This is a genomic window from Anaerofustis sp. LCP19S3_F7 (assembly GCF_052119445.1).
Classification (GTDB): Bacteria; Bacillota; Clostridia; order Eubacteriales; family Anaerofustaceae; genus Anaerofustis; species Anaerofustis butyriciformans.
In genome coordinates this window covers 218,838-241,627 of the sequence record NZ_JBQKFF010000002.1, presented here as the reverse complement: position 1 = coordinate 241,627, position 22,790 = coordinate 218,838, and the positions used below count along the sequence as shown (strand labels likewise).

Annotated in this window: 21 protein-coding genes and 3 pseudogenes; 8 read left to right on the top strand and 16 right to left on the bottom strand. The window is 37.9% G+C overall.

What is annotated here, in order from left to right; all coding sequences use genetic code 11:
- The first annotated feature begins 129 nt into the window (after nucleotides 1-129).
- From ACTQYZ_RS04625 to ACTQYZ_RS04605, 5 genes are all read left to right on the top strand, one after another.
- Nucleotides 130-1,431 (top strand): bifunctional folylpolyglutamate synthase/dihydrofolate synthase, encoded by a 1,302-nt coding sequence (locus ACTQYZ_RS04625; protein ID WP_441416109.1) that lies wholly within the window; start codon nucleotides 130-132, stop codon nucleotides 1,429-1,431.
- 122 nt (nucleotides 1,432-1,553) lie between these two features.
- On the top strand, nucleotides 1,554-2,024 hold the full coding sequence (locus tag ACTQYZ_RS04620) for a MarR family winged helix-turn-helix transcriptional regulator (protein WP_441023073.1): 471 nt from the start codon (nucleotides 1,554-1,556) through the stop codon (nucleotides 2,022-2,024).
- Entirely contained in the window at nucleotides 2,024-4,294 is a 2,271-nt protein-coding gene (locus tag ACTQYZ_RS04615) for an ABC transporter ATP-binding protein (protein WP_441023071.1), read from the top strand. The genes ACTQYZ_RS04620 and ACTQYZ_RS04615 overlap by 1 nt, the downstream gene beginning before the upstream one ends.
- Nucleotides 4,287-6,119: an ABC transporter ATP-binding protein gene (locus ACTQYZ_RS04610; RefSeq protein WP_441023069.1), complete on the top strand. Its 1,833-nt coding sequence runs from the start codon at nucleotides 4,287-4,289 to the stop codon at nucleotides 6,117-6,119. The genes ACTQYZ_RS04615 and ACTQYZ_RS04610 overlap by 8 nt, the downstream gene beginning before the upstream one ends.
- A gap of 71 nt (nucleotides 6,120-6,190) precedes the next feature.
- Entirely contained in the window at nucleotides 6,191-6,361 is a 171-nt protein-coding gene (locus ACTQYZ_RS04605; protein ID WP_329385250.1) for a hypothetical protein, read from the top strand.
- Between the two features lie 36 nt (nucleotides 6,362-6,397).
- Here ACTQYZ_RS04605 and ACTQYZ_RS04600 read toward each other — a convergent pair whose 3' ends face one another.
- Nucleotides 6,398-6,541 (bottom strand): hypothetical protein, encoded by a 144-nt coding sequence (locus ACTQYZ_RS04600; RefSeq protein ID WP_441416108.1) that lies wholly within the window; start codon nucleotides 6,539-6,541, stop codon nucleotides 6,398-6,400.
- A gap of 28 nt (nucleotides 6,542-6,569) precedes the next feature.
- The gene (locus ACTQYZ_RS04595) at nucleotides 6,570-6,800 is read right to left on the bottom strand and encodes a helix-turn-helix domain-containing protein (protein WP_441416107.1); all 231 of its coding nucleotides are present in this window, start codon (nucleotides 6,798-6,800) and stop codon (nucleotides 6,570-6,572) included.
- A gap of 152 nt (nucleotides 6,801-6,952) precedes the next feature.
- Between ACTQYZ_RS04595 and ACTQYZ_RS04590 the strand changes: the two genes are divergently transcribed.
- The 3 genes and pseudogenes from ACTQYZ_RS04590 to ACTQYZ_RS04580 all read left to right on the top strand — a co-directional run bounded on the left by ACTQYZ_RS04590 (nucleotide 6,953) and on the right by ACTQYZ_RS04580 (nucleotide 9,102).
- Nucleotides 6,953-7,306, top strand: a complete 354-nt coding sequence (locus tag ACTQYZ_RS04590; RefSeq protein ID WP_441023063.1) for a helix-turn-helix domain-containing protein — start codon at nucleotides 6,953-6,955, stop codon at nucleotides 7,304-7,306.
- A complete protein-coding gene (locus ACTQYZ_RS04585; protein ID WP_441023061.1) occupies nucleotides 7,299-7,868 on the top strand; it encodes an ImmA/IrrE family metallo-endopeptidase in 570 nt (189 codons plus the stop codon). Before ACTQYZ_RS04590 ends, ACTQYZ_RS04585 begins: the two co-directional genes overlap by 8 nt.
- Nucleotides 7,869-7,990: 122 nt before the next feature.
- Nucleotides 7,991-9,102, top strand: a pseudogene (locus ACTQYZ_RS04580) (IS3 family transposase).
- A 191-nt stretch (nucleotides 9,103-9,293) separates the two neighbouring features.
- On the opposite strand, the gene ACTQYZ_RS04575 reads toward ACTQYZ_RS04580, so the two are convergent.
- The 14 genes and pseudogenes from ACTQYZ_RS04575 to ACTQYZ_RS04510 form a co-directional block, all read right to left on the bottom strand.
- Nucleotides 9,294-11,708, bottom strand: coding sequence for a recombinase family protein (locus ACTQYZ_RS04575; protein ID WP_441416106.1), 2,415 nt, complete (start codon nucleotides 11,706-11,708; stop codon nucleotides 9,294-9,296).
- 65 nt (nucleotides 11,709-11,773) lie between these two features.
- Nucleotides 11,774-12,271, bottom strand: a pseudogene (locus tag ACTQYZ_RS04570) (type IV secretory system conjugative DNA transfer family protein); the annotation flags it as partial.
- On the bottom strand, nucleotides 12,261-12,455 hold the full coding sequence (locus tag ACTQYZ_RS04565) for a hypothetical protein (protein WP_441416105.1): 195 nt from the start codon (nucleotides 12,453-12,455) through the stop codon (nucleotides 12,261-12,263). The pseudogene ACTQYZ_RS04570 and the gene ACTQYZ_RS04565, both read right to left, overlap by 11 nt.
- Before the next feature lies 1 nt (nucleotide 12,456).
- The gene (locus tag ACTQYZ_RS04560; protein WP_441416104.1) at nucleotides 12,457-13,104 is read right to left on the bottom strand and encodes a PcfB family protein; all 648 of its coding nucleotides are present in this window, start codon (nucleotides 13,102-13,104) and stop codon (nucleotides 12,457-12,459) included.
- Nucleotides 13,088-14,029 (bottom strand): annotated as a pseudogene (locus ACTQYZ_RS04555) (relaxase/mobilization nuclease domain-containing protein); the annotation flags it as partial. The pseudogene ACTQYZ_RS04555 and the gene ACTQYZ_RS04560, both read right to left, overlap by 17 nt.
- Nucleotides 14,030-14,337: 308 nt before the next feature.
- A complete protein-coding gene (locus tag ACTQYZ_RS04550) occupies nucleotides 14,338-15,480 on the bottom strand; it encodes a MobA/MobL family protein (protein WP_441416103.1) in 1,143 nt (380 codons plus the stop codon).
- Nucleotides 15,481-15,565: 85 nt separating this feature from the next.
- Complete coding sequence (locus ACTQYZ_RS04545; RefSeq protein ID WP_441416102.1) at nucleotides 15,566-15,751, bottom strand: hypothetical protein; 186 nt, start codon at nucleotides 15,749-15,751, stop codon at nucleotides 15,566-15,568.
- A 148-nt stretch (nucleotides 15,752-15,899) separates the two neighbouring features.
- Nucleotides 15,900-16,352 (bottom strand): hypothetical protein, encoded by a 453-nt coding sequence (locus ACTQYZ_RS04540; RefSeq protein ID WP_441023048.1) that lies wholly within the window; start codon nucleotides 16,350-16,352, stop codon nucleotides 15,900-15,902.
- Nucleotides 16,353-16,456: 104 nt separating this feature from the next.
- A complete protein-coding gene (locus ACTQYZ_RS04535; RefSeq protein ID WP_441416101.1) occupies nucleotides 16,457-18,430 on the bottom strand; it encodes a leucine-rich repeat protein in 1,974 nt (657 codons plus the stop codon).
- A gap of 94 nt (nucleotides 18,431-18,524) precedes the next feature.
- Entirely contained in the window at nucleotides 18,525-19,220 is a 696-nt protein-coding gene (locus ACTQYZ_RS04530) for a TetR family transcriptional regulator (RefSeq protein ID WP_441416100.1), read from the bottom strand.
- 224 nt (nucleotides 19,221-19,444) lie between these two features.
- On the bottom strand, nucleotides 19,445-21,232 hold the full coding sequence (locus ACTQYZ_RS04525; RefSeq protein WP_441416099.1) for an InlB B-repeat-containing protein: 1,788 nt from the start codon (nucleotides 21,230-21,232) through the stop codon (nucleotides 19,445-19,447).
- A gap of 95 nt (nucleotides 21,233-21,327) precedes the next feature.
- Complete coding sequence (locus ACTQYZ_RS04520; protein WP_441416098.1) at nucleotides 21,328-22,023, bottom strand: TetR/AcrR family transcriptional regulator; 696 nt, start codon at nucleotides 22,021-22,023, stop codon at nucleotides 21,328-21,330.
- Nucleotides 22,024-22,164: 141 nt separating this feature from the next.
- Entirely contained in the window at nucleotides 22,165-22,335 is a 171-nt protein-coding gene (locus ACTQYZ_RS04515) for a hypothetical protein (RefSeq protein WP_441416097.1), read from the bottom strand.
- A gap of 83 nt (nucleotides 22,336-22,418) precedes the next feature.
- Nucleotides 22,419-22,748 carry a hypothetical protein gene (locus ACTQYZ_RS04510; protein WP_441416096.1) on the bottom strand — a complete coding sequence of 110 codons (330 nt, stop codon included), beginning with the start codon at nucleotides 22,746-22,748 and terminating at the stop codon, nucleotides 22,419-22,421.
- Nucleotides 22,749-22,790 lie beyond the last annotated feature (42 nt).

The following is a 22,790-nucleotide window of genomic DNA, read 5'->3' as shown; positions in this document are numbered from 1 at the left end:
TTACTATTTTCTTTTGTCAAGTAAAATGATACAATTTTCTGAATATTTCAAAATATTATATATTACTCCCGATTTTTTTCAAAAATATGGTATAATTTTAATCAAGTTTTTATATTAAGGAGATACAAATTGAACTACGAACAAGCAATAAATTTTATACATTCTACAAATAAATTCGGATCTGTACTTGGACTTGATAATATCAATGAATTACTTAGGCTTATAGGAAACCCTCAAGATGATTTAAAGGTAATTCACATAGCAGGAACAAACGGAAAAGGCTCTATTTCAACAATGTTAAATGCTGTTTTATCAAAGTCCGGATACAAAACAGGTCTATACACTTCACCTTTTTTGGAAAAGTTTAATGAAAGAATAAAAATAAACGGTATAGACATTTCAAATGAGGATATAGCATATTACGTATCAGAAGTTAAAGATAAAATAGATAAAATGATAAAAAATAATTTCCCTCATCCTACAGAATTTGAAATAATAACTGCAGCCGCACTACTTTACTTCAAAGAAAAAGATGTTGATATAGTTATACTTGAAGTAGGGCTTGGAGGTAGATTAGATGCTACAAACGTTGTAGATAATCCTCTAATAAGCGTTATTGCATCAATAGGTTTTGACCATGTTGAACAACTTGGTAATACTTTAAAAAAGATTGCATACGAAAAAGGAGGAATCATAAAAACAAATTCAAATGTCGTAATATATCCTTCTGATAAAGAAGCTGTAGATGAACTTATAAAAATATCAAAAGAAAAAAATGCATCTTTTTATTTACCTAAAAAAGAAGATATTGAATTAATAGAAAGCAGTTTTGACGGAAGCAAAATAAAATATAAAAAAACAAATCCTTTTAGTATAAATGAATTTAAACTTTCTTTACTTGGTAAAAATCAAGTTTATAATGCATTAACGGTTTTACAAACTTTGGAAGTACTTTATTCACTTGGATATAAAATAAAAAAAGAAGATATACTAACTGCATTAGAAAATATACATTTTAATGGAAGATTTGAAATTTTCTCCAAAAATCCAATAATAATATTAGATGGAGGGCATAATAAAGAAGGAATTGAAAGTTTTGTAAACAACTTAAACCTTTATTTTAAAGATAAGAAAATAATACTATTTTTTGGTATGCTTGCAGATAAAGATATAGATAGTTCGTTAAAAAAACTTTTGCCAAAGGCAGAAAAAATTTATACTTTAACACCAAATAACAATCGTGCTTTTTCAAGCAAAGATATGTATGAAAAAATAAAACAAATTGATAAAAATGCCCATGTATCCTATATCACAGATACGTCAAAATCAATTGAGTTAATAGAAAAAGATAGTGAATATATATATGCATTTGTAGGATCCTTATACCTTATAGGCGAAATAAGAACTTTACTTAGACATGCAAATTATTAAAATTTCATTATAAAAATTATTTTATATTGACATATAAACATCTCAGTAATATAATTAAGCAGCAAAATAATTAAGTAACTTAACTATTTGTTGCTTTTTTTTGTTTTAAAGAGGATAAAGAAATGCAAGATAAAATTGAAAAAAAAGAAATTAAAGAATTTATTTATTATCTGCACTCTATCGGTAAAATCTTAGGTTCAAAAGCGGAATGTGACATTAAACTTCCAAAGTCTGAATTTTTTCTTCTTGCTTTTTTAATAAAACAGAAAAAAGAAAAAAATATTGACAGTGTTTTACCTTCAACAATAAGCGAAAAGACTAAATTATCAAGACCGGCAGTCACACAAACGTTAAATAGCCTTGAAAAAAAAGGATATGTAGTAAGGATAATGGATGAAAAAGACAGAAGAAAATTCAAAGTAGAAATAACACCAAAAGGGAAAAAAATGTTTAATGATACTTTTGAATCCAAATTCAGTGAACTTATGAATATTATCGAAAAATTAGGGAAAGAAAAAGTAAATCAACTTACGGATATTTTTAAAGAAATAGTAGAAATATCCCAAAATAACCAGAAAGGAAATGACCTATAATGATTAAATTAAGAAAATACTTAAAACCATTTATTTTCTCTATTATTTTTTCAATTGTATTTCTATTAATACAGGCAAATTGCGAACTATCTCTACCTGATTACATGTCTAAGATAGTAGACTACGGAATACAAAACGGTGGTATTGAGAACAACCTTCCAAATGTAATAAGAGAAAATAAATATGAAAAAGTTAAATTTTTCTTAGAAGAAAATGAACAAAAACAACTTGACAGCATTTATTCAAAAGTTACAAAAGAAAATAATGATTATGAAGAATATAAGGAAGAATACCCTATCCTTGAAAAAGAAAATGTATATGTTCTTAAAGATGATGCAAACAAAGATGTTATTAATTCATTAAATTTAGCAGTTGGGAAAAGTGAAATTATCGTAAGTTTTATTGATAACCCTGAAAACATGCAAAAACAAAATTTATTTGATATCGATACAAAAGAAGGTGATAATAAAACAGCTGATATGAGTTTAATGATGTCAAGTAATACTGATATGTTTTCTATAATAAAGGACATGCCAAAAGAAAATAGAGATGAACTTTTAAATAAAATAAACTCTCAACTTGACAACATTCCCGAAACAAGCATATCTCAAATTGCTTGTACTTATATAAAAGGTGAGTATCAACAAATAGGATTAAACCTTGAAGATGTTCAATCATCATATATTATCAATATTGGCGTTAAAATGCTTCTAATTGCTCTTGTATCTGCTGTTTGTGCTATTTTAGTAGGTTTCCTTGCATCAAGAACTGCAGCAGGAGTTGCAAGAACACTTAGAAAAGATGTTTTTGCAAAAGTAGAAAGTTTCTCTAATGTAGAATTTAATAAATTTGCGGTATCTTCTCTTATCACAAGAACCACAAATGATATTACCCAAATTCAAATGCTTATAGTAATGGGACTTAGAATATTATGTTATGCTCCTATAATGGGAGTTATTGCAATAATGAAAGCTCTTAGCTCTAGTACATCAATGAGTTGGATAATTCTTCTTGCAGTAATAGTTATTTTAGGATTTATGATGATAGCTTTCAGTGTTGTACTTCCAAGATTTAAGAAAATACAAAAATTAACAGATAAATTAAATCTAGTTGCAAGAGAAAATTTATCAGGACTTATGGTTATAAGAGCCTTTGGAACAGAAGATTTTGAAGAAAAAAGATTTGATGAAACAAATAAAACTTTAACAAAAAATAACTTATTTGTTAATAGATTCATGATGTTCTTAATGCCATTTATGATGCTAGTTATGAACCTTGTACAACTTCTTATTGTTTGGGTTGGAGCAAACCAAATAGAAGCAAGTACTCTTCAAGTTGGAGATATGATGGCATTTATCCAATATGCAATGCAAATAATTATGGCGTTCTTAATGATTTCAATGATGTTTATCATGGTTCCAAGAGCTAGTGTTTCTGCTAACAGAATAAATGAAGTTTTACAAACACCATTAGAACTAAAAGACCCTAAGGAAGAAAAACTTTTTGATGATAACAAAAAAGGAGTTGTTGAATTCAAAAATGTTTCTTTCGCTTATCCGGGTGCTAGTGAATATGTGCTTCACAATATAGACTTTACCGCTAATAAAGGTGAAACTACTGCTATTGTAGGTTCTACGGGAAGCGGTAAATCAACTCTTGTACAATTAATACCAAGACTTTTTGAAGCAAGTAAAGGTGAAATATTAGTTGATGGAGTAAACATAAAAGATATTAATCAAACATATTTAAGAGATAAAATAGGATACATTCCTCAAAAAGGAGTCTTATTCAAAGGAACAATAAGATCTAATCTTGAATATGGAAAAGAAAATGCAACAGATGAGGAATTATGGAAAGCTTGTGACATTGCACAAGCAAGTGAATTTATAAAAGAAAAACCGGATGGTTTCGAAACTGAAATTGCATCAGGAGGAACTAACGTTTCCGGAGGTCAAAGACAAAGATTATCAATAGCAAGAGCAATTGTAAAAAATGCTGAAATATACATCTTTGATGATAGTTTCTCTGCCCTTGATTTCAAAACAGATAAAAATCTTCGTAGTGCAATAAATAAAGAATTATCAGATGCTACGATAATTATAGTTGCTCAAAGAATTAGCACAATTATGCATGCTGAGCAGATAATAGTACTTGACGATGGAGAAATCGTAGGAAAAGGCACACATAAAGAATTAATGCAAAATTGTGAAGTATATAAAGAAATAGCCTTATCTCAATTATCAGAAGAGGAGGTAAGAAACAATGAGTAATCATAGAAGAGGACCTATGAGAGGAATGCCTGCAATGAGAGGCGGAGAAAAAGCAAGAGATTTTAAAGGAACAATGAAAAAACTTCTCCATTATCTCGGAACAAAAAAATTACAAATATTTATTGTCTTTATATTTGCAGTAATTTCAACTGTATTTAATATAGTAGGACCTAAAATACTTGGAAAAGCAACTACAAAAGTATTTGAAGGCGTAATGGGAAAAATTGCAGGTACTGCAACAGGAATTGACTTTATTTATATTGGAAAAATACTTATTATATTAGTATGTCTATATTTAATATCTGCCATATTCTCTTATTTACAAGCACATATAATGACAGGTGTTACAACTAATTTAACATACAACCTTAGAAAAGATATTTCTCATAAAATAAATACTCTACCTTTAAAATACTATGATACACAACAAACAGGTGAAGTTTTATCAAGAATAACAAACGATGTAGATACAATAAACCAAAACTTAAACCAAGGTGTTACACAAATAATAACAAGTATTACAACGGTAATTGGTATTTTAATAATGATGGCAAGCATAGATATCACAATGACTATTATTGCTTTACTAATCATTCCTATTTCTTCAATATTCATTATGACTGTAATACACTTCTCTCAAAAATATTTTAGAAGTCAACAAGAATATCTTGGACATGTTAATGGACATATTGAAGAAATGTATTCAGGACACTCTATTGTTAAAGCATTTAACAGAGAAGAGCAATCAATCAATGATTTCAATGAATATAACGATACTCTATATCATTCAGCTTGGAAATCACAATTTTTATCAGGAATGATGCAACCTATCATGAGTTTTATCAGTAACCTCGGATATGTAGCAATTTGTATTCTTGGTGGATATAGAGCAACAAAAGGATTTATAACAGTTGGTGATATACAAGCATTCATACAATATGTAAGAAACTTTACTCAACCTATAACACAACTTGCAAATGTTTCTAATATTCTTCAACAAACAGCAGCCGCTGCTGAAAGAGTTTTTGAATTCTTAGGAGAAGAAGATGAAAAAGAAACAACAAATGAACCTAAAGAAGTTAATCTAAATAATGTTAAAGGAAGCGTAGAATTTGACCATGTATATTTTGGATATGATGAAAATAAACCTATCATTAAAGATTTTTCTTCTAAAATAAAACCAGGACAAAAAATTGCAATAGTTGGACCTACAGGAGCTGGTAAAACTACAATAGTAAAATTATTAATGAGATTCTATGATATAAACAGCGGTTCAATAAAAGTTGACGGTGTAAATATAAATGAGTACAAACGTAGAGACTTAAGGAAAATGTTCGGTATGGTTTTACAAGATACATGGCTATATAATGATACAGTAATGAATAACATTAGATATGGTAACTTAAACGCAACTGATGAAGAAGTAGAACAAGCTGCAATTGCTACTCACGTTGACCATTTTATCAAAACAAATGTTGATGGATATCAAATGGTACTAAACGAAGAAGCAAGTAATATTTCAAGCGGGCAAAAGCAGCTTTTAACAATTGCCAGAGCATTACTTGCAGACCCTAAAATTTTAATTTTAGATGAGGCAACAAGTTCCGTTGATACAAGAACAGAAAAATTAATTGTAAAAGCAATGGATACCTTAGTAAAAGGAAGAACAAGTTTTATAATTGCACATAGATTATCAACAATAAAAGATGCAGATTTAATACTTGTAATGAATGAAGGAAATATTATTGAACAAGGTACACATGATGAATTAATGAAAGAAAATGGATTTTACGCAAATCTTTACAATTCACAATTTGAAGAATAAAAAAGAGCCTTAAGGCTCTTTTTTTAATATTTTATTTATTTTTTGGGAAAATAAATATTAAGGAGGTTATTATGAAAATAAACAAAAAAGATCTAAACCCACCTGATACTGATTTCTTAAAAAATTCAAAAACCATTTCATCAACAGAATGTACCGGACTAATGCAAAACATACCTAAAAGTAATGATGAAGAAGAATCTTATGAAGATTTATATCAAACACAAACAAATATAGAAAAATAAAAAACGCAATAATATCTAAGTATTTTTACTTAGATATTATTGTGTTTTTTCAAAATCAGCATAATAAAATACTTCAATATCAAAATTGTCAGGCTCTAAAATGTCTTTTAACAAAAAATGAAAATCTTCATCAATCGCATATATAATCTTATAAAGATTATATATGTCATCTTTTGTCATATTTAAAACTCTCCCCCTATAACTTATATTATTTAAAATTTTTTGGATCTTTATTTATATAACTACATATCTCAAGAAATTCATCTACATCCAAACTTTTTCTATTTTCATTAATGCTAATTTTTACGTCATTATAATTTAAACCTGTTTCTCTGCATATTTGTTTAATATCAATATTATTATCCAGTATATATTTCGATAAATTTTTACTGGCATTATCGGTATTCCCTACTCCATCATCCAATTTCTTATCCATCATAATATCTTCTCCGTTTTGAAGAATTTTTATTTTATTATAATATTACATAAAAACTTTGTCAATAAATACTCTTCAAATCGAAGAATATTTATTGACAAAATATTGACAAAAAAGTGACTTTTATATATGATTGAAAACAAGGAGTTAACAATATGAGCAAGGAAGAAATCTCACTAAAATTAAAAGAACTTAGAAGAAAAAACAAGTTGACAATAGATGAAGTCAAACATCTTTTGGAAAAAAGAAATATAAATGTTGCAATAAAAACAATATACGGTTGGGAAAGTGGACAACGACTTCCAAACCCCGATATTTTTTTAAATCTATGCGATATATATAATGTTAATAATATCTTAGAAGAATTTGAAGTTGGAAACAGAAAAAAGAAAGTAAATAATAATTTAAAAATGATAGCTAGAGAAGATGGAATAAGCTATAACTCTCTTAGTAAATACGAACTAAATAAACTAAAAGAAAATACTATTCTAATTACAAAAGATGAATAAAATAGATTTAAATAATTATAAAAATATACAGCATTTAGTTTGGTACATTTTAAGAGAAACAAAAACAAATAAACTTCCTGTTGATATCATTCATATATGTAAAGAATTAAATATAAAAATAAGATATTATGATAATAATAGTGAAATTGCAAAGACATATAAAGATGGATTTTCATATATAACTGAAGATAATGAAAAAATAATCTTTTTTAATAAATCTGTAAATAATTCCTGTAGAAATAGATTCACAATAGCCCACGAACTAGGTCATATTTTACTTGAACATAGTAAAGATAAAACTAAAACATACAACGAAATGGAAACCGAAGCAAACATATTTGCCATAAGACTTTTAGCCCCTCTTTGTGTTTTAAAAGAAATGAATATATCTTCTTCTGAAGAATTATCACAACTATGTAATATTTCTAAAACCGCAGGAACATACAGATATGAAAGATTACAAAAAGCATTAATAAAAAATAAATTCTATGTTAATCCAAAAGAAAAAAAGATTTTACAACAATTTAATAATTACATAAACAGTTTTTCCAGAGATATTTAATAAAATATCTCTTTTTTTAATAAAAAAACAATGATTAAAACCATTGCATTATACTTATTAAAGTGGACACATTTGTTAAATAGACTTACTATTAAATTAGACACCAAAAGGAGGTATCTTTTATGTCCACAAAACAACGTTACGATGAGGATTTCAAACGAACCCTCGTAGAGCTTTACCACAATGGTAAAACCCAAGCCTCTCTTATCAAAGAGTATGGCGTATCTCAAACTGCTCTTACCAGATGGATTAAGCAGTATTCAACCGTTGAAACTGATGACGGCGAAGTTCTCACTGCCAAGCAGGTCAAGGAACTTCAAAAACGTATGGCCCAACTTGAAGAAGAAAATCAAATACTAAAAAAAGCGATTGCCATATTCACGCCACACTCAAGCAACGATTAGATGCTGTTCATAAGCTGCGTCATCAGTATGATACCAAGACTCTGTGTAGAGTTCTTAAAGTAAACCGCAGCACTTATTACAAGCATTTTTATTCAGAACCGGCTCCTCGCACTGAAGAGAACCAAGTCATTCGTAAACACATTTTGCAAATCTATACTGATTATGATAACTCTCTTGGTGCTTACAAAATCCGTCGTGTATTAGAACGTGATTATGGCATTAACATCAGTCTCGGCAGAGTGTACCGTCTGATGAACACTATGAATCTTCCAAAACGTTCCACTGAAAAGCCTAAATGCAAAGGATCCTGGAAAGATAATGATCCATGCGTTAATCACCTTAATCAGCAGTTCAATCCCACAAGTCCTAACTCTGTCTGGGCAAGTGATTTTACTTACATCAAAGTTAATGGTTCATTCCATTATCTTTGCGTTGTTATTGATTTATTTTCAAGAAAAGTAATTGGTTGGAGAGTTCACAACCGGCACAATGTCGATCTAACTGAATCCGCGTTTAAAAATGCTTACTCCAACAGATGAGAGCCTGATTATGTACTCTTTCATTCAGATCAAGGATCCGAATATACCGCTACAACATTTCGCCAGACTCTTGAGAAATGTAATGCAGTTCAGTCTTTCTCCAAGAAGGGCTATCCATATGACAATGCATGTTGCGAAAGTTTCTTTCGTCATATGAAACGAGAATGTATAAATCGAAAGTCATTCCGCAATCAGGATGAACTGCGTCTTTGCTGCTTCGAGTACATAAACCGTTACAACTCTAAACGCCCTCATTCTTCACTTGGTGATTACACTCCAGATGAAATATAGGATTTCTACATGGAAAGGCAGGAATAATTCTGTCTTTCCTTAAAATGTATTTAAAAAGTGTGTCCATTTGCTTGACTATGCTGCAAATATTTACCTCATAGTCATCAAGCTTAAACCTTCTTTTCATCATAACATCCTTATGTACTTTGAGACCCCAGAGAGCCTCTCATAAAAAAGAAGCGGGCAACTGACTACACAGCAGCTCGCTTCACAGTATCGTAGTTCTCTTGCTTTCGAATGCTGATTCGCTGTTTTCGGCACTCATCGCAGCAGCAGATTGAATTAGGACCGCTAGGCCAGAACTCTTTACCGCATACAACGCATTGCCTCTTAAAGAACTTATGTCCTTCTTTCTCAGCCAGATCGCGATTCATTCTGACGAAATTCTCATGAGCTCTTCCACATTCTTTTGAGCAATACTTCTGTGATGGTCTTGTCGGCCAGTATTCCTTGCCACATTGCTCACATATCTTTGCCGGATATAGATGTCCATCATTCTCTGCCATTGCAGCTTTTTTCTTCTCTTCACGCTTCTTCTTTTCTTGTTCAGCTATGGCTTCACGATGCTCTTTAGTATACTTCTCACGGTATTCCTTGCTATTCTTCTCCTTGCATTCCTCGGAACACATCACCTCCCTGCCATTGGACGGGCAGAAAGGTTTACCGCACACTTTACATATTTTCTGAGTAAAGATGTGGTCTCCTTTTTCCTCATATCGTTTCGCTAGCATGACCTCTCTGTCATGTGCATACTTGCATTCCGAAGAACAATACTTCTGTTTACTGCTGTTCGGCCAGTATTCTTTACCACACTGTTCGCATATCCTCTTGGCGAACTTGTGACCTTCATTGGCTGCATAGCGTTCAGCTTTCTTCCTCGCACGATACTCTTTTTCACGTTCCTTTTGTGCTTCTTTCTTTGCAAGCTCTTTCGCTTCTTTTTCAGCCTGAATTGCATTGAGTTCTTCTTCGGTATATGCGAGATTTATCTCACCGACAAAATTAAAATGAATTTCTACCTTCTGAGTTCTACTGCTTCCTGCCCCTGAGAAATCATGAACGATGATTTTATCAATCAGTTCATTAACCATCAATGAGGTAAGTTCCTCAGGATACTTAAACTTCCTGATAATATCAATAAACTTCTGAAGCTGAACCGGCTCCGATTTTAATATTTCCATACGAGCCTCAAGTTCAGTGATTTCCTTCTCAAGATTTTCTTGCTCCTCGTCATACTGAATCATCAGAGAGTGATACTGTCTTTCCGGAAGTATTCCTGCAACATAGTTTTCGTAAAGACCTTTGATAAGGCTGTCAACTTCGTCATATCTTTTTCTGCATTTTGCCAGTGCTGTCTTATCCCGGTTCGGTATCTCTTCGTGCTTCTGTTCATACTTCTCTTTCAGTTCTTCTGCAAAGGCTTCCTCATCAATTTCAACTCTGCTCATTATTCTCTGTATTGTAGTCAGCACCAGCTTTTCTAAAGATACTTCACCAATATTATGAGATGAACATACCCTTCTATCAGATGCGTGCTTACCACATCTGAACGAGAAATACGGATGCTCTCTATCAGTGCCGCCAACCGCAGCTCTCATTCTGCTCCCGCAGTCAGCGCAGAAAACGAGTCCTCCCAGAAGATGTCCTTCCGTAAATGTTCCGGCAGGGTTCACTCTTTTGCTTCTTGCCCGCTGTCTAAACTTCTGAGCTTTATCCCAGATTTTCTGAGATACTATCGGCTCATGGGTGTTTTCAAACAGCAGCTGATCTTCCTTGGCAACAGCTTTTCGATTCTTCATCTTGAAGTTTGCTCTCTCTGACTTTTTCAGTACTGTGTGACCGAGATACTCTCTGCGGTTGATAATGTCGCTGATAGTTCCGTATCTCCATCTGTATGGGTCTTTGAAAGTCCTGTTGTTGTTCTGTTCCGGGTGGTACTTTGCTGTATAGGCTGACGGAATGAGAACCTTCTTAGCTTCTAATATCTTTGCTATCTCTGATATAGGCGTTCCCACCGAAGCCATATCAAAGATTCGCTTTACTACCTTAGAAGCAACTGGGTCAACAACAAGCTTCTGTTTGTCATCGGGAAGTCTGTTGTATCCATATGGTATGCTCCCGGAGCATCTGAGACCTTCACTCATTCTAGAATTGAACACAGCCTTTATCTTGTTGCTTGTGTCTTTCGCATACCACTCATTCATGATATTCAGGAACGGGGTAAAATCATTGTCCACCGGATTATCACTGTCAACACTGTTATTGATTGCAATGAACCTCACATTCTTCTGAGGGAATACCATTTCAGTATAGAAGCCGACCTGAAGATAGTTTCTTCCAAATCGGCTCATGTCCTTAACAATTATTGTGTCAATTTTGCCTGCTTCAACATCGGCAATCATCTCCTGAAATCCCGGTCTTTTGAAGTTGGTTCCGGTGAAACCATCGTCTGTGTAATGCTTTAGGTTCAGAAAGCCATTCTTACGAGCGTAGTCCTCTAAGTATTTTTTCTGATTGGAAATACTGTTAGATTCACCCTTAAGTTCATCATCTTTAGAGAGTCGCTCGTAGAGGGCAGTAAGCCGTAAAGCCTTAAATTTAGCCATTTCTGCCATCTCCTTTCTCTAAAATATGTAAACTTTGAAGGCAAATTTAATGCTCGTTCATATTTTAGTTGCCCCTTTGGATCAAGGCAAACAAAAGATGTGTTGGCCTGCATGAGATTTGGCTTCACATAGAATCTCGTTTTGCCCGAGCCTGAACCGCCGCACACGAGTACGTTCAGATTTCTTCTGTGCGCCCTTCCGTCAAGACCGATTCTTACATTCTGTGTAAGCAGCTTGCTTTCTCCGGGAGCCTTCGCGGCATACCTTTTGTTAAGCTTTGCCGCATCACCCCACTTTGCCGACCCCATCTCCTCACCGCGACGATAGTTCCTTCTGGTGCTGAAATAAATTCCGATTCCCATAAGATATGCAGCAATCTCAATCGCTGCCCACTTCAGACTTTCGCCGCTGAGCTTTACGGCAAACGGATTGGCAAGTGCCTCGAGAATAGGCTCCATGGCCGATACCAGGCCGTCCTTCATGCATGGAGCGACAAGGAGTGCCAGCCATACGACCGGCACAAGTCCGCTAGCTCCATAGATTACCCATTCCTTATCTTTCATGGCGTTCACCTGCAATTCTGCTTTTGCGCCTGGGAGCATTGCAGATATCTATTATGACTTCGCCAATCCATTCCACGTCCATGCCCTCCTTGAGCTTCGATTCTCTGAACTCGAGAAGAGCATTGATGATGAGGCCCTGCGTAGCTTCATCAAGCGTTAATACATATTTATCTTCACCTATCATGCTACCTCTCCTTTACTGGTTTCTTTTTCGGAGTAAGCTTCCGTACATTTGCTCTGCCTTGATAATCTCTTCTGGGAGCCACACATCTCTGCTCCTTCCCGGTATCGTCTCTGTACTTATCAAGCTCCGCTTTGACGGATGGCTTCTCGTTCTTACCCATACGGGAATCTTTTGCCCCGTTCAAGCTGTGCAAAGACTGAGGGTCTTTTTCTGTCTTTGCCCGGGCGGGATTTCTCTCTGCCTCCATGTCTCTTACAACAGAAGCCTTGTCCACTGTGCTGAGATTGAACCTCTCAACAATCCTGTTTATCTTCGGAGCATCGGCCGCTCTTGCGATAATATCTATCGCTGCATCGGGATTCTTGTTTCCCTTCTCGCGAAGAATGCTGTAAAGCACTCCGTACCTCTTTGCCTCTTTGGCAAAAGTCTTAAGGTCTTTCTGCTGCACAGTAAACACCTTAAGCTCGTTGCCGGACTTTATCATATTGGAAAGTCTGGCCTTGCCATGTGTCTTCTGCTCTTCCTTAAGAACTGCAGCGATAAGGATTGCAAGCTGCTTGGCACCCTCGCCTGATATTCTGGCCGCAACCTCAACTCCTTCAAGTGACATCCTTACTACCTGTTCTGCTGCATCACCGCCTGCGTTCATCCTTCTTCACCTCACTTTCTTTTTCTGTTTCCTTAATCTTTTCTTCAATAACCGCTGACCTGCTTTCTATGCTTTCGAGCATTTTCAGTTCTTTCCTCAGGTCTTTAAGTTCTCTGCTTATCGCAGTAGCCTGCTTTCGCAGGCTCTGTCTTTCATCCTCCGGGATTTTGCGTCTTGACTTCGTATAAATCTCGCCCCTCTCAGATGTTTTCTGCTCAATGGTCTCGCTGCATCTTGCAATGCGCTCCCGTAACTCCTCCATTGTTGTTATGTTCTCCCTGCAAAGCATTCGAGTTTCTTCTGCTAGCCTATCCATCTTGATAAGATCGTCGCGAAGCAGAGGTGATACCTTAGCCGGTCTCTTCGTATACCTTGGCAGATACCCCAGAAGATAGCAGTAATGGAGATACAGACCCTTGAGCCCTCCTACCTTTCTGATTCTGTCGCCTCTTGTCTGCATCCCGTACTGCCTCTTCTTCACTACAATGATTCTCTGAAACGAGCTGAACATTTTGTTCTCAGCTTCTCGCTCGAGTCTTGAGATAATATTCTCGTTTGTATAGGCATCTCCCATACGGTACATCCTAATAGGCCGCTGCCAGTCCTTCTGTTTAATCGTCCAGTACTTCCTCGAAGAATCCAGATTGCAGCTGTAACCCATGGCCTTCAGCGCCATTCTAAACTCATGCAGATTCTGGGAAGCTTCGATTGCTTCATCCACTGCTGCCTTTGCAAGATTAAGTCTTGTAGGCACACCTGCCTTCTCTGCGTTATATACAAAAGCAGGGACGCTTTTGCCTCGCGGATTCTCTATCACGCTGAGGCCGTACTCTCTGCAGATTTCATCCGACACCTTGTTGAAGTCGTACCAGCGCTTTGCCCTGCATCGCTTTCCGTCCTTGAATGAAACCGAGTTCACCACGAAGTGATTATGGAACCACTTTTGTCAAGGGTAGTTTTGTTATCAAAGAAAAAAACAGCCATACATTTATAATGCATGACTGCTTGTCACCGACAATAAATCACAAAAATAACTGCCCAGTCTGCAAACGAAAGCGGTTATTTTCATAACTAATTTTCACTTGTGGCTAACCGTATATTCGGTAGCATCTTTTCTATATCTATTATATATTCTCGGTTTTATTCTGTCAAAGATATTTTGTGTCTCATATTATCTTTCCCATCCATCACGCTCCTTCACAGTTCTGTTTCTCTCCGGCACTCTGCACTTCGCTATGAAATCCTTAAGAGAGCCAAATATGCTTTTTTCTGCTCCGGCTCGGCAAAGTAGAATTGCTTCGCACAGTTGCGAGCTGTAGCAGCTGCCCGAAGAACAATCTGTCTGAATGCAGACCTGTTGCTCTCAGGTGTTGCCATCGACTCTGCTATCGGTTCAATGATTTCTGTCTGCTTCATAACCTTCATTGACTCTTCCGGTATTCCGTATTTCAAGTTAACATTCACCTGCCTGTTCCATTCATCACGAACCCTGTTGTCCTCTCGGATTTCTTTTTCAAGTGGATTGTGTTTTCCAATCTTCTTTGTTGCAAGGTATGGTCCATCCGGGTTGAACACCTTCAGCTTCTCATCAGGTCTGGAAAGCTGATTCATTATCTCTGTGTAGTGATGCTTGACCTCTCTTATGAAAGCCCGGCTCTTGAAAGTTTCGTCCTTGCTGCTGAACATCTGCTGCTCATAGACTTCACCTTTAGGAAGTATGCGGCAGCCGGGCAAAAGATTACCGTCTGCATCAATAATCTCTTTCTTTGTTCTGACCTTCTTTCCCTTTGCATTGAAAAAAAGATTTCTTCCTGCAACTTTCTTTACCGGATCATCAAGTAGTGTTCGCTCCGAGTAAATCAGATGAATATGATAGTTTGTCTTTCTCGGGTTGTGGTGCAGAGCTGACGAGCACTCAACTCCATACTTCTTCTTAAATTCCTCTGTAAAATACTTCAGCAGTTCATTTGGATTAAACTGCTGTAAACTTTTCGGCAATGCAATCACAAGTTCTCTTGCTTCGATGCACTTGACGGGAGCACCGGACTTCTTGAACTCCGCCTGACTCTCGCGAGCGAGATCCTCCCAAAAGGGAGCTTCGTTCGTTTCGTAAGTGGCGTAAAGGTGCTCCTGCTCCTCATGGCTGCTGATATATCTCACGCGACCGCAGACATCATGGAGCTTCGTCTGTCTGACAAAAGTGAAACCCTTCATGTTTCCTCCTTTCACTTTGGGAAGCAGACCCGCCCCGCAGGGCCTTCGGAGAACGAAATACTTCTTGTCATAAACCTCAGGTTTGTGCAAGGTGTGTATTTCGCTCTCAAGCGCCGAGGGCTTAGCTAATGTCTTATCTGCTGCAATAGTTGTAGCTTTCATGCACGGTGCTGCTTACTGCTGTAGGATACCGGGCAATAAAAAAAGCACTTATTTGGTGCGCATTTCCCAAAAAGTGCCGGCTAGCTTATGGTTTTTTCTTCGTTATCACACTCATCGATATCTTTATCAACCTTCGGTCTTTTTCCCATTCTGTATGGGTATAGGGGGCAGTTTTCAGATTACAAAGCTTGATTTCTTTAGCCTGCCCACAGCAGCAATCCATACATTTTGCGCGTATCGCCTTTAGCGGCGTTAAGATTTTATCTGCCATTTGCTCATCCTACTTTCTCCCAAAATAAAAACAAGCCCCATTTTTAATACTGTGTCGGTATTACTTTTAATACTTGTTAGTGGTGTTTTTGTTACTCCTATCGGTATTAAAATTGCGACTCCTTATATATATACCAGGCATAGGGCGATTACTTATCGTCATATGCCTGGGCCAGCTCTTTGCGATTGTTCTTCTCCCAGTTGATTCTCTCTCTGAGCTCCTTCTTTATCTTTCCGGCAGTCTCAATATCTTGGATATCCTTCCACTTGTCCGAGAAATGATAAACAGTAGGCTCTCTCATAAGATTCCCCGGTTCTCTGACAATGAATCCCAGAGCTTCAAGAAGTCTTAATGCAGGTGGAATTGAGTTCCTGCTGATACCATACTGCTCCATGGTTGAATAAGGACAGGTGATATTGTTCATCGTAAAGTTTCCTCTGTACTCATTCTTAAGGATCAGATAAATCCTCGTTGCTACCGGTGATAGAGCTTTGAATGCAGGTGATTCAATCATACTCTCAAAGATTCTGACAAAGCGTTCATGGTCACTTATGCTTTCCCACTTCTGCGGTGGTTCCCGTTTATTATTTTTTCTTGACATAATTTCTCCTTTCTTGGGCATAAAAATAACCGCCAGACCTTTCCAAATTGAAAGAGCCTGACGGCTGTGTTATGACGCTTTGTTATTTCGTATCAGCGTTTTGTTTATTCATTTGTTCTTTTTCTTCTTGTGTAAACAGCAGTGCCTGTTATTCCTGCGCCTGCAAGAAGCATCAGTGCAAGCCACAGAGCAAGGTTAGTATCGTCTCCGGTCTTTGCTGAGTTTTTATCTGACTTTGAGTCATTGTCATTGTTACTGTCATCTGAAGTTCCAGGTGCTGCTTTTTCTGCTACTGTAAACTGTATTTTATCCTCAAGTCCTGTATAGTTCTTCGTTTCCTCTACCGTAGCTTTTACCCAGTATGTCCCGGCGTTTGCCGGCTGAGTAGATGTATATGTACCATCTTCTTCGGTTGAATAGCTGTATGTTGGCGTACCGAATTTTGCTGCAGCATTCGGGGCATTTGGTGTATCACCGTAAGTCCAGGCCTCTATTGAAAGGTTTTTTGTGAAGCTGTTTTCAGCCTGCAGGATTGTAAACCGGCCAATCTCATAACCGGATATTGCATCATACTTATCGCTGGCCGCAATATCGATTTTAACCGTATAGGTTCCTGCATTAACCGGACCTTCTGATACTTGACCGTTTTCATCATAATACTCTACAGTGAAATCACCATAATCCGAACTGTTTTTCGTGACTGTTGCTTCTTTTGCTTCTCCATCATACGTCAAATTGCTCGGCGGTGTAAAAGAAAAATCTTTAGTTATGTTTCCTACATATCTCACTTTTGCATTGTTATCGCCAGTAAGGTCACTATTATGATAAACAATTCTTATTTGATTCCATTGCTCTTTTGTGCCGAGATAATAAACATCCGTAAGTCCACCACAGCCTTCAAACGCTCCCCATTTAATCTCTGTCACACTGTTCGGTATAGTAATGCTTGTTAGGCTACTACAGTTATAAAACGCATACCTGTCAATTGATGTCACACTGTCCGGGATGGTGATACTTTTCAGACTTGAACAAAAATTGAACGCAGAATCGCCAATTGATGTCACACTGTTCGGTATAGTGATACTGGTAAGGCTTGTACAGTTATAAAACACATATTTATCAATTGATGTCACACCGTACGGAATCGTGATGCTTTCCAGACTTGAACAAGAATGGAAAGCTCTATGGCCAATTGATGTCACACTGTCCGGAATGGTGATGCTTTCCAGACTTGAACAAGAAATAAACGCTTCATAGCCAATTGATTTCGCACCGTCTGGGATACTATATGAGGTACTAGTTTTACCAGCAGGATATTTCATCAATTCTTCTCCACTGTTTTTGAACAACACTCCATCCACTGATGAATAAGCTGTATTATTTTCATCAACCATAATGCTTGAAAGGCTTGTGCAGTAATCAAAAGAGGCATCACCGATAGATGTAACGCTGCTTGGGATAGTTACACTTGCAAGGCTTGTGCAATTATAAAAGGCGAAGCTTCCGATTGATGCAAGCTGTGAATTGTTTTCAAATGTTACATTTGTAAGGCTTGTGCAACCATAAAAAGCCCCTTTTCCAATAGATGTAACGCTATTTGGAATCGTTACACTTGCAAGGTTTGTGCAACCATAAAAAGCACTTTCTCCAATCGCTGTAACTTTATAATAAACGTCCCCATCCTGAATTAAACTTGGAATTTCAACATCAGCAACACTGCCGTTATACCCGGTAATCGTTACCTCACCATCGGAAATAGTGAAGCTAAAACCATCTTCTGATCCAAAAGATAACTCAATGGTACTTTCTTTCTGAATATTATAATCGGCCAATGTTCTTCCATTTTCTAGGACTTTCCCTTTATACTTTAAGACCTGAAACGCTTCAGGATATCCGGTTTCGTCTTTGATTTTTGCCTTTACATTTTCAATACTATCACCGGATTCAACTTCAAGCGTCAATGAGGCCGCACCAGTGATACTCAAATCCACATAGATAGGCATAGCACTTGCGGAAACCGGTACAAGCGCCAGCACCATGCACAGTGAAAGCACTATGCCTAATAATCTTCTCTTCATTTTCTTCCCTCGTTTCATTTTAGAATTATCGTATTTTCATGCCGAACTATCTTTCCGGCTGTATTTCTCAATAAGAATTTGCTTGCTTCTGCCCTCAGGTCAGCAGGCCTTCCAGGGAGAATTCATATCGCATTGCAAGCTTTTCGAATAGTTCCTCCATAACTGACTGTGCCAGCTTTCTAATGTCAAGGCCTACAATGTATGAAAGGACTTTTTCTATCTCATCCTCCGGCACCTTGCAGCATCTGAGTGCCAGAGTAAGGAATGTGCTAAGCTTCTGCTCCAGGGTGAAGTCTTCCGTGCATGGGTTTGCCATGTAACCTCGCATCAGCCCTGCTGTTCCAAACTCAAGCCGATAGAAGTCCCGCTCTGTAAGCTCAGGCTGATATGATCCGAAGATTTCCTTAAGCTTCTTTGCCGTTTCCGTCTGAATGTAGTCAAGAGTGCTTTCTCGTGTGTAGGCTTCAATATATATGTCCCTGAGGTTCTCGTTAAGCTCTGTTAATGTAATCTGAATTGCGGTTTCTGTCGCATATACATATACAGGCGGAAGCTCAATTCCTGCAGCATTTCTCGCTGCACCGAACTGGTTTTCATACATGAACTTCACAAGCTCCAGAAGAACTCCTTCCTTGCTTGTAAACAGGTTCTGGAAGCTGCTGCAGGAAACCTTTGCATCCTTTAAGATCTGTCCTGTTACAGCCTTGTGATATCCTTTCTCGAGAAAAAGCCTTACGCACACCTGCAGAATACGCTTCTCTGTATTTGCTACGTCGTTTTTTCGTGTCACTGATAGTCTCCTTGCTTTTCTATGGTAGTACTACCATTATAGCCGATTTTCACTACTTTTTCAAGATAAATCGTTCGCATTGCCGCAGCTTTTTTGCGGAGGAAAAGCTTTCATGTAAATAAGGGCATAAAACACGCACCCGGTGCACGAAAAAGCCGCCGGGCTTCGAATTGAAACCTGACGGCTATGTAAGGACGCTTTGTTATTTGGTATCAGCGCCTATTCTATTCATTTGTTCTTTTTCTTTTTGTGTAAATGGTAGTGCCTGTTATTCCTGCTCCTGCAAGAAGCATCAATGCAATCCATAGAGTCAGGTTAGCGTTATCGCCTGTCTTTACCGAATCTTCAGCGTCTGCCTTTGAGTCCTTGTCGGCCTCTCCGTTTGTTGTGCCCTCAGAATCTGAAGGATCGACCGCCGATCTGGCATATTTGTTGACGAACGTCATTTTGTCTACACCATTTTCACCATATTCTACACTGTATGATGTACCGTCTTTTACTGCAGGGAAAATATAGATAGGGGAAGGTTCTACTTCTTCGTCACTTAAATCAACAACACTTCTATGGAAAAGCCCCCATGCTGCTTCATCAACATCCCAGTTCGAATCATTTACACCCGCCTGCTTAACATATATATATCCGTATTCATCACGTTCATTATCAAACATTCTCAAAATCGCTGACGCTGTTCCTGTGAAAGTTAAATTACCGTTATAGTCTCCTGCACCATCTGTTTCAACAGAAGCGGTAATTTCCACATTGTAATCATTCGGCTGCAGTTCATTTCCATGGGAATCTACAACCTCGAGGTTAAAGGTTGTCTCACCCGGTGAAGCATTTCCGCTCACCTCAACTGTAGTGGTGAAAGGCACAGTCAAGGTGATTTTTTCTTCTTCCCATCCAGCATAGAGGGTTATGTTATCTTTAACTTCGCTTTCAAAATCGTACGGAGTTTTGAGTTCTTCGTCCAAGTACCAGCCTGCAAATTCATATCCTTCTCTTGTCGGAGCAACAGGTTCAAGTGCCTGTGCCGTATCAATATTGACGAACCACTGTTTCGGTATGGAACCGCTGCCGCCGTTTAAGTCAAAACTGACAGTGTGATACGTGTCTTCCACTGTGCCGCCGCCTGAAATACCACCATAGTAAATGCCGCCGCTGATAGTACCATGGTCGCCGAGGCTGGTAGTAGCATTCGTAACCTCATCATAGAATCTTGTGCAACCGCCGTCTGTGGCAGTGTTCTGAATCCGTCCATATGAGAAAACCGTGCCTTTAATCGTTCCGCCGTTTGCATCGACGATCGAGTCAATGTTGACGGTGACAGCATCGCCAAAGTCTTCTGCTAAACAGTCGTAAATGGTGCCGCCGGTCATGGTAAATCTGCTGTCAGCAACATACACCCCACCTCCACCTTCATTTTTTGCAGAACAGCCGTAAATGGCGCCGCCGGTCATGGTAAATCTGCTCTCTGTGACATCCACACCTCCACCTTTCCGTGCAGAGCAGTCGCAAATGGCGCCGCCGGTCATGGTAAATCTGCCATATTTTTCGACACGCACACCACCACCACCACCACCAATATCCATGTGGCACTTATAAATGGTGCCGCCGTTCATGGTAAAGCTGCCGCCGTAGACATGCACGCCTATGCCTTCGGCTCCTGGATAATCGTTGGTTATCACCCCGCCTGCAGGCAATGAAGCGTCATCCCCAGAGTGTCCTGCCTCCGATTTACTGTCCTTCAAAGTCAGGTTGCCGTTGCTTCCCACATTTATCACTGAACCGTCGCCAGTCATCTTGATTACATGACCGTTCAGGTCAAGGGTGACGTCTTTTGTCACGTTCAGCGTCGTGTCGATGGCATAGTCCTTTTCCAGCTTCACCGTGCCGCCCGCAGTCAATTTGCCCTGCAGCTCGGTAGTGTCAGCGTTCTCCGCAAACACCATCTGCGGCATCAGCGCCAGCACCATGCACAGTGAAAGCACTATGCTTAATAATCTTTTCTTCATTCTACTCACCTTTTTTCTTTTTAGTATTATCGTATTTTCATGCCGGACTGTCTTTCCGGCTAATTTCTTAATATATAGTTTTCTTACTCCAATCCTCATGTAATCAGGCCTTCCAGGGAGAATTCATATCGCATTGCAAGCTTTTCAAACAGTTCCTCCATAACTGACTGTGCCAGCTTTCTAATGTCAAGGCCTGCAATGTATGAAAGGACTTTTTCTATCTCATCCTCCGGCACCTTGCAGCATCTGAGTGCCAGAGTAAGGAATGTGCTAAGCTTCTGCTCCAGGGTGAAGTCTTCTGTGCATGGGTTTGCCATGTAGCCTCGCATCAGCCCTGCTGTTCCAAACTCAAGCTGATAGAAATCCCGCTCTGTAAGCTTAGGCTGATATGATCCGAAGATTTCCTTAAGCTTCTTTGCCGTTTCCGTCTGAATGTAATCAAGGGTGCTTTCTCGTGTGTAGGCTTCAATATATATGTCCCTTAGATTTTCATTAAGCTCTGTAAGTGTAAGCTGAATTGCAGTTTCTGTCGCATATACATATACAGGTGGAAGCTCAGATCCTGTAATACTTCCTGCTACGCCAAACTGGTTTTCATACATGAATTTCACAAGCTCCAGAAGCACTCCTTCCTTGCTTGTAAACAGGTTCTGAAAGCTGCTGCAGGAAACCTTTGCATCCTTTAAGATCTGCCCTGTTGCAGCCTTGTGATATCCTTTCTCGAGAAAAAGCCTTACGCACACCTGCAGAATACGCTTCTCTGTATTTGCTACGTCGTTTTTTCGTGTCACTGATAGTCTCCTTGCTTTTCTATGGTAGTACTACCATTATAGCCGATTTTCACTACTTTTTCAAGATAAATCGTTCGCCTGACCGCAGATTTTTTACGAAGGAAAAGCTTTCATGTAAATAAGGGCATAAAACACGCACTCCTAAAGCTCGATTACCACACCGATTTCCTCTCCTCTTACCTCGCAGAGAAGCATGTCCTTCATTCCGAAGTTCATCACCTTCTTCTCATCATCAAAGCCCGCATCAAGGAGCTTCGTGATGACCTTCATCTTCAGTTTCCTGTCCACTTTTCTCACCTTCTTTCTTTTCATCTTTTAGCTTTCCCACAACCTTCATCATGCAGAAGCTGTAGAAGGGAGCATATCTGTTTCTGTAGTGACAGTTATCGGGGCATTTAACAGTATCCTTTATGCTCATCACCCCATTTTATTATCTTTCGCCCGTACTCCGTAAAGGCATACCAGTTGGTGTGATCAAAGCCTCCGAAGCTTAGCTTTCTTCTTATGATGATTTCTTTGTCCCTAAGAAGTCCTATTGCATACTCAACCTGAGCCATGCTTAGGAAAGGATAGATTACTGTAATGCTTTTGAATGAGCATCTGCACCAGGTCTTTCCAAACTTCTCTACAGCATCTCCTTCCTCCATTAATCCCATCAGCAGATTCGCTATGATTCCTGCATTTGTTCCGGCTTTCATTGCCACTCTGTCATTGCATATTGCCATTTAATCCATCCTTTCCGTGTATTACAAAAGGGAGCCGAAGCC

Excerpts from the sequence above, each read along its gene's own strand:
- ACTQYZ_RS04620 (WP_441023073.1), top strand. The coding sequence starts at position 1,554 with ATGCAAGATAAAATTGAAAAAAAAGAAATTAAAGAATTTATTTATTAT.
- ACTQYZ_RS04615 (WP_441023071.1), top strand. The coding sequence starts at position 2,024 with ATGATTAAATTAAGAAAATACTTAAAACCATTTATTTTCTCTATTATT.
- ACTQYZ_RS04610 (WP_441023069.1), top strand. The coding sequence starts at position 4,287 with ATGAGTAATCATAGAAGAGGACCTATGAGAGGAATGCCTGCAATGAGA.
- ACTQYZ_RS04605 (WP_329385250.1), top strand. The coding sequence starts at position 6,191 with ATGAAAATAAACAAAAAAGATCTAAACCCACCTGATACTGATTTCTTA.
- ACTQYZ_RS04600 (WP_441416108.1), bottom strand. The coding sequence starts at position 6,541 with ATGACAAAAGATGACATATATAATCTTTATAAGATTATATATGCGATT.
- ACTQYZ_RS04595 (WP_441416107.1), bottom strand. The coding sequence starts at position 6,800 with ATGATGGATAAGAAATTGGATGATGGAGTAGGGAATACCGATAATGCC.
- ACTQYZ_RS04590 (WP_441023063.1), top strand. The coding sequence starts at position 6,953 with ATGAGCAAGGAAGAAATCTCACTAAAATTAAAAGAACTTAGAAGAAAA.
- ACTQYZ_RS04585 (WP_441023061.1), top strand. The coding sequence starts at position 7,299 with ATGAATAAAATAGATTTAAATAATTATAAAAATATACAGCATTTAGTT.
- ACTQYZ_RS04575 (WP_441416106.1), bottom strand. The coding sequence starts at position 11,708 with ATGGCTAAATTTAAGGCTTTACGGCTTACTGCCCTCTACGAGCGACTC.
- ACTQYZ_RS04565 (WP_441416105.1), bottom strand. The coding sequence starts at position 12,455 with ATGATAGGTGAAGATAAATATGTATTAACGCTTGATGAAGCTACGCAG.
- ACTQYZ_RS04560 (WP_441416104.1), bottom strand. The coding sequence starts at position 13,104 with ATGAACGCAGGCGGTGATGCAGCAGAACAGGTAGTAAGGATGTCACTT.
- ACTQYZ_RS04550 (WP_441416103.1), bottom strand. The coding sequence starts at position 15,480 with ATGAAAGCTACAACTATTGCAGCAGATAAGACATTAGCTAAGCCCTCG.
- ACTQYZ_RS04545 (WP_441416102.1), bottom strand. The coding sequence starts at position 15,751 with ATGGCAGATAAAATCTTAACGCCGCTAAAGGCGATACGCGCAAAATGT.
- ACTQYZ_RS04540 (WP_441023048.1), bottom strand. The coding sequence starts at position 16,352 with ATGTCAAGAAAAAATAATAAACGGGAACCACCGCAGAAGTGGGAAAGC.
- ACTQYZ_RS04535 (WP_441416101.1), bottom strand. The coding sequence starts at position 18,430 with ATGAAGAGAAGATTATTAGGCATAGTGCTTTCACTGTGCATGGTGCTG.
- ACTQYZ_RS04525 (WP_441416099.1), bottom strand. The coding sequence starts at position 21,232 with ATGAAGAAAAGATTATTAAGCATAGTGCTTTCACTGTGCATGGTGCTG.
- ACTQYZ_RS04515 (WP_441416097.1), bottom strand. The coding sequence starts at position 22,335 with ATGAAAAGAAAGAAGGTGAGAAAAGTGGACAGGAAACTGAAGATGAAG.
- ACTQYZ_RS04510 (WP_441416096.1), bottom strand. The coding sequence starts at position 22,748 with ATGGCAATATGCAATGACAGAGTGGCAATGAAAGCCGGAACAAATGCA.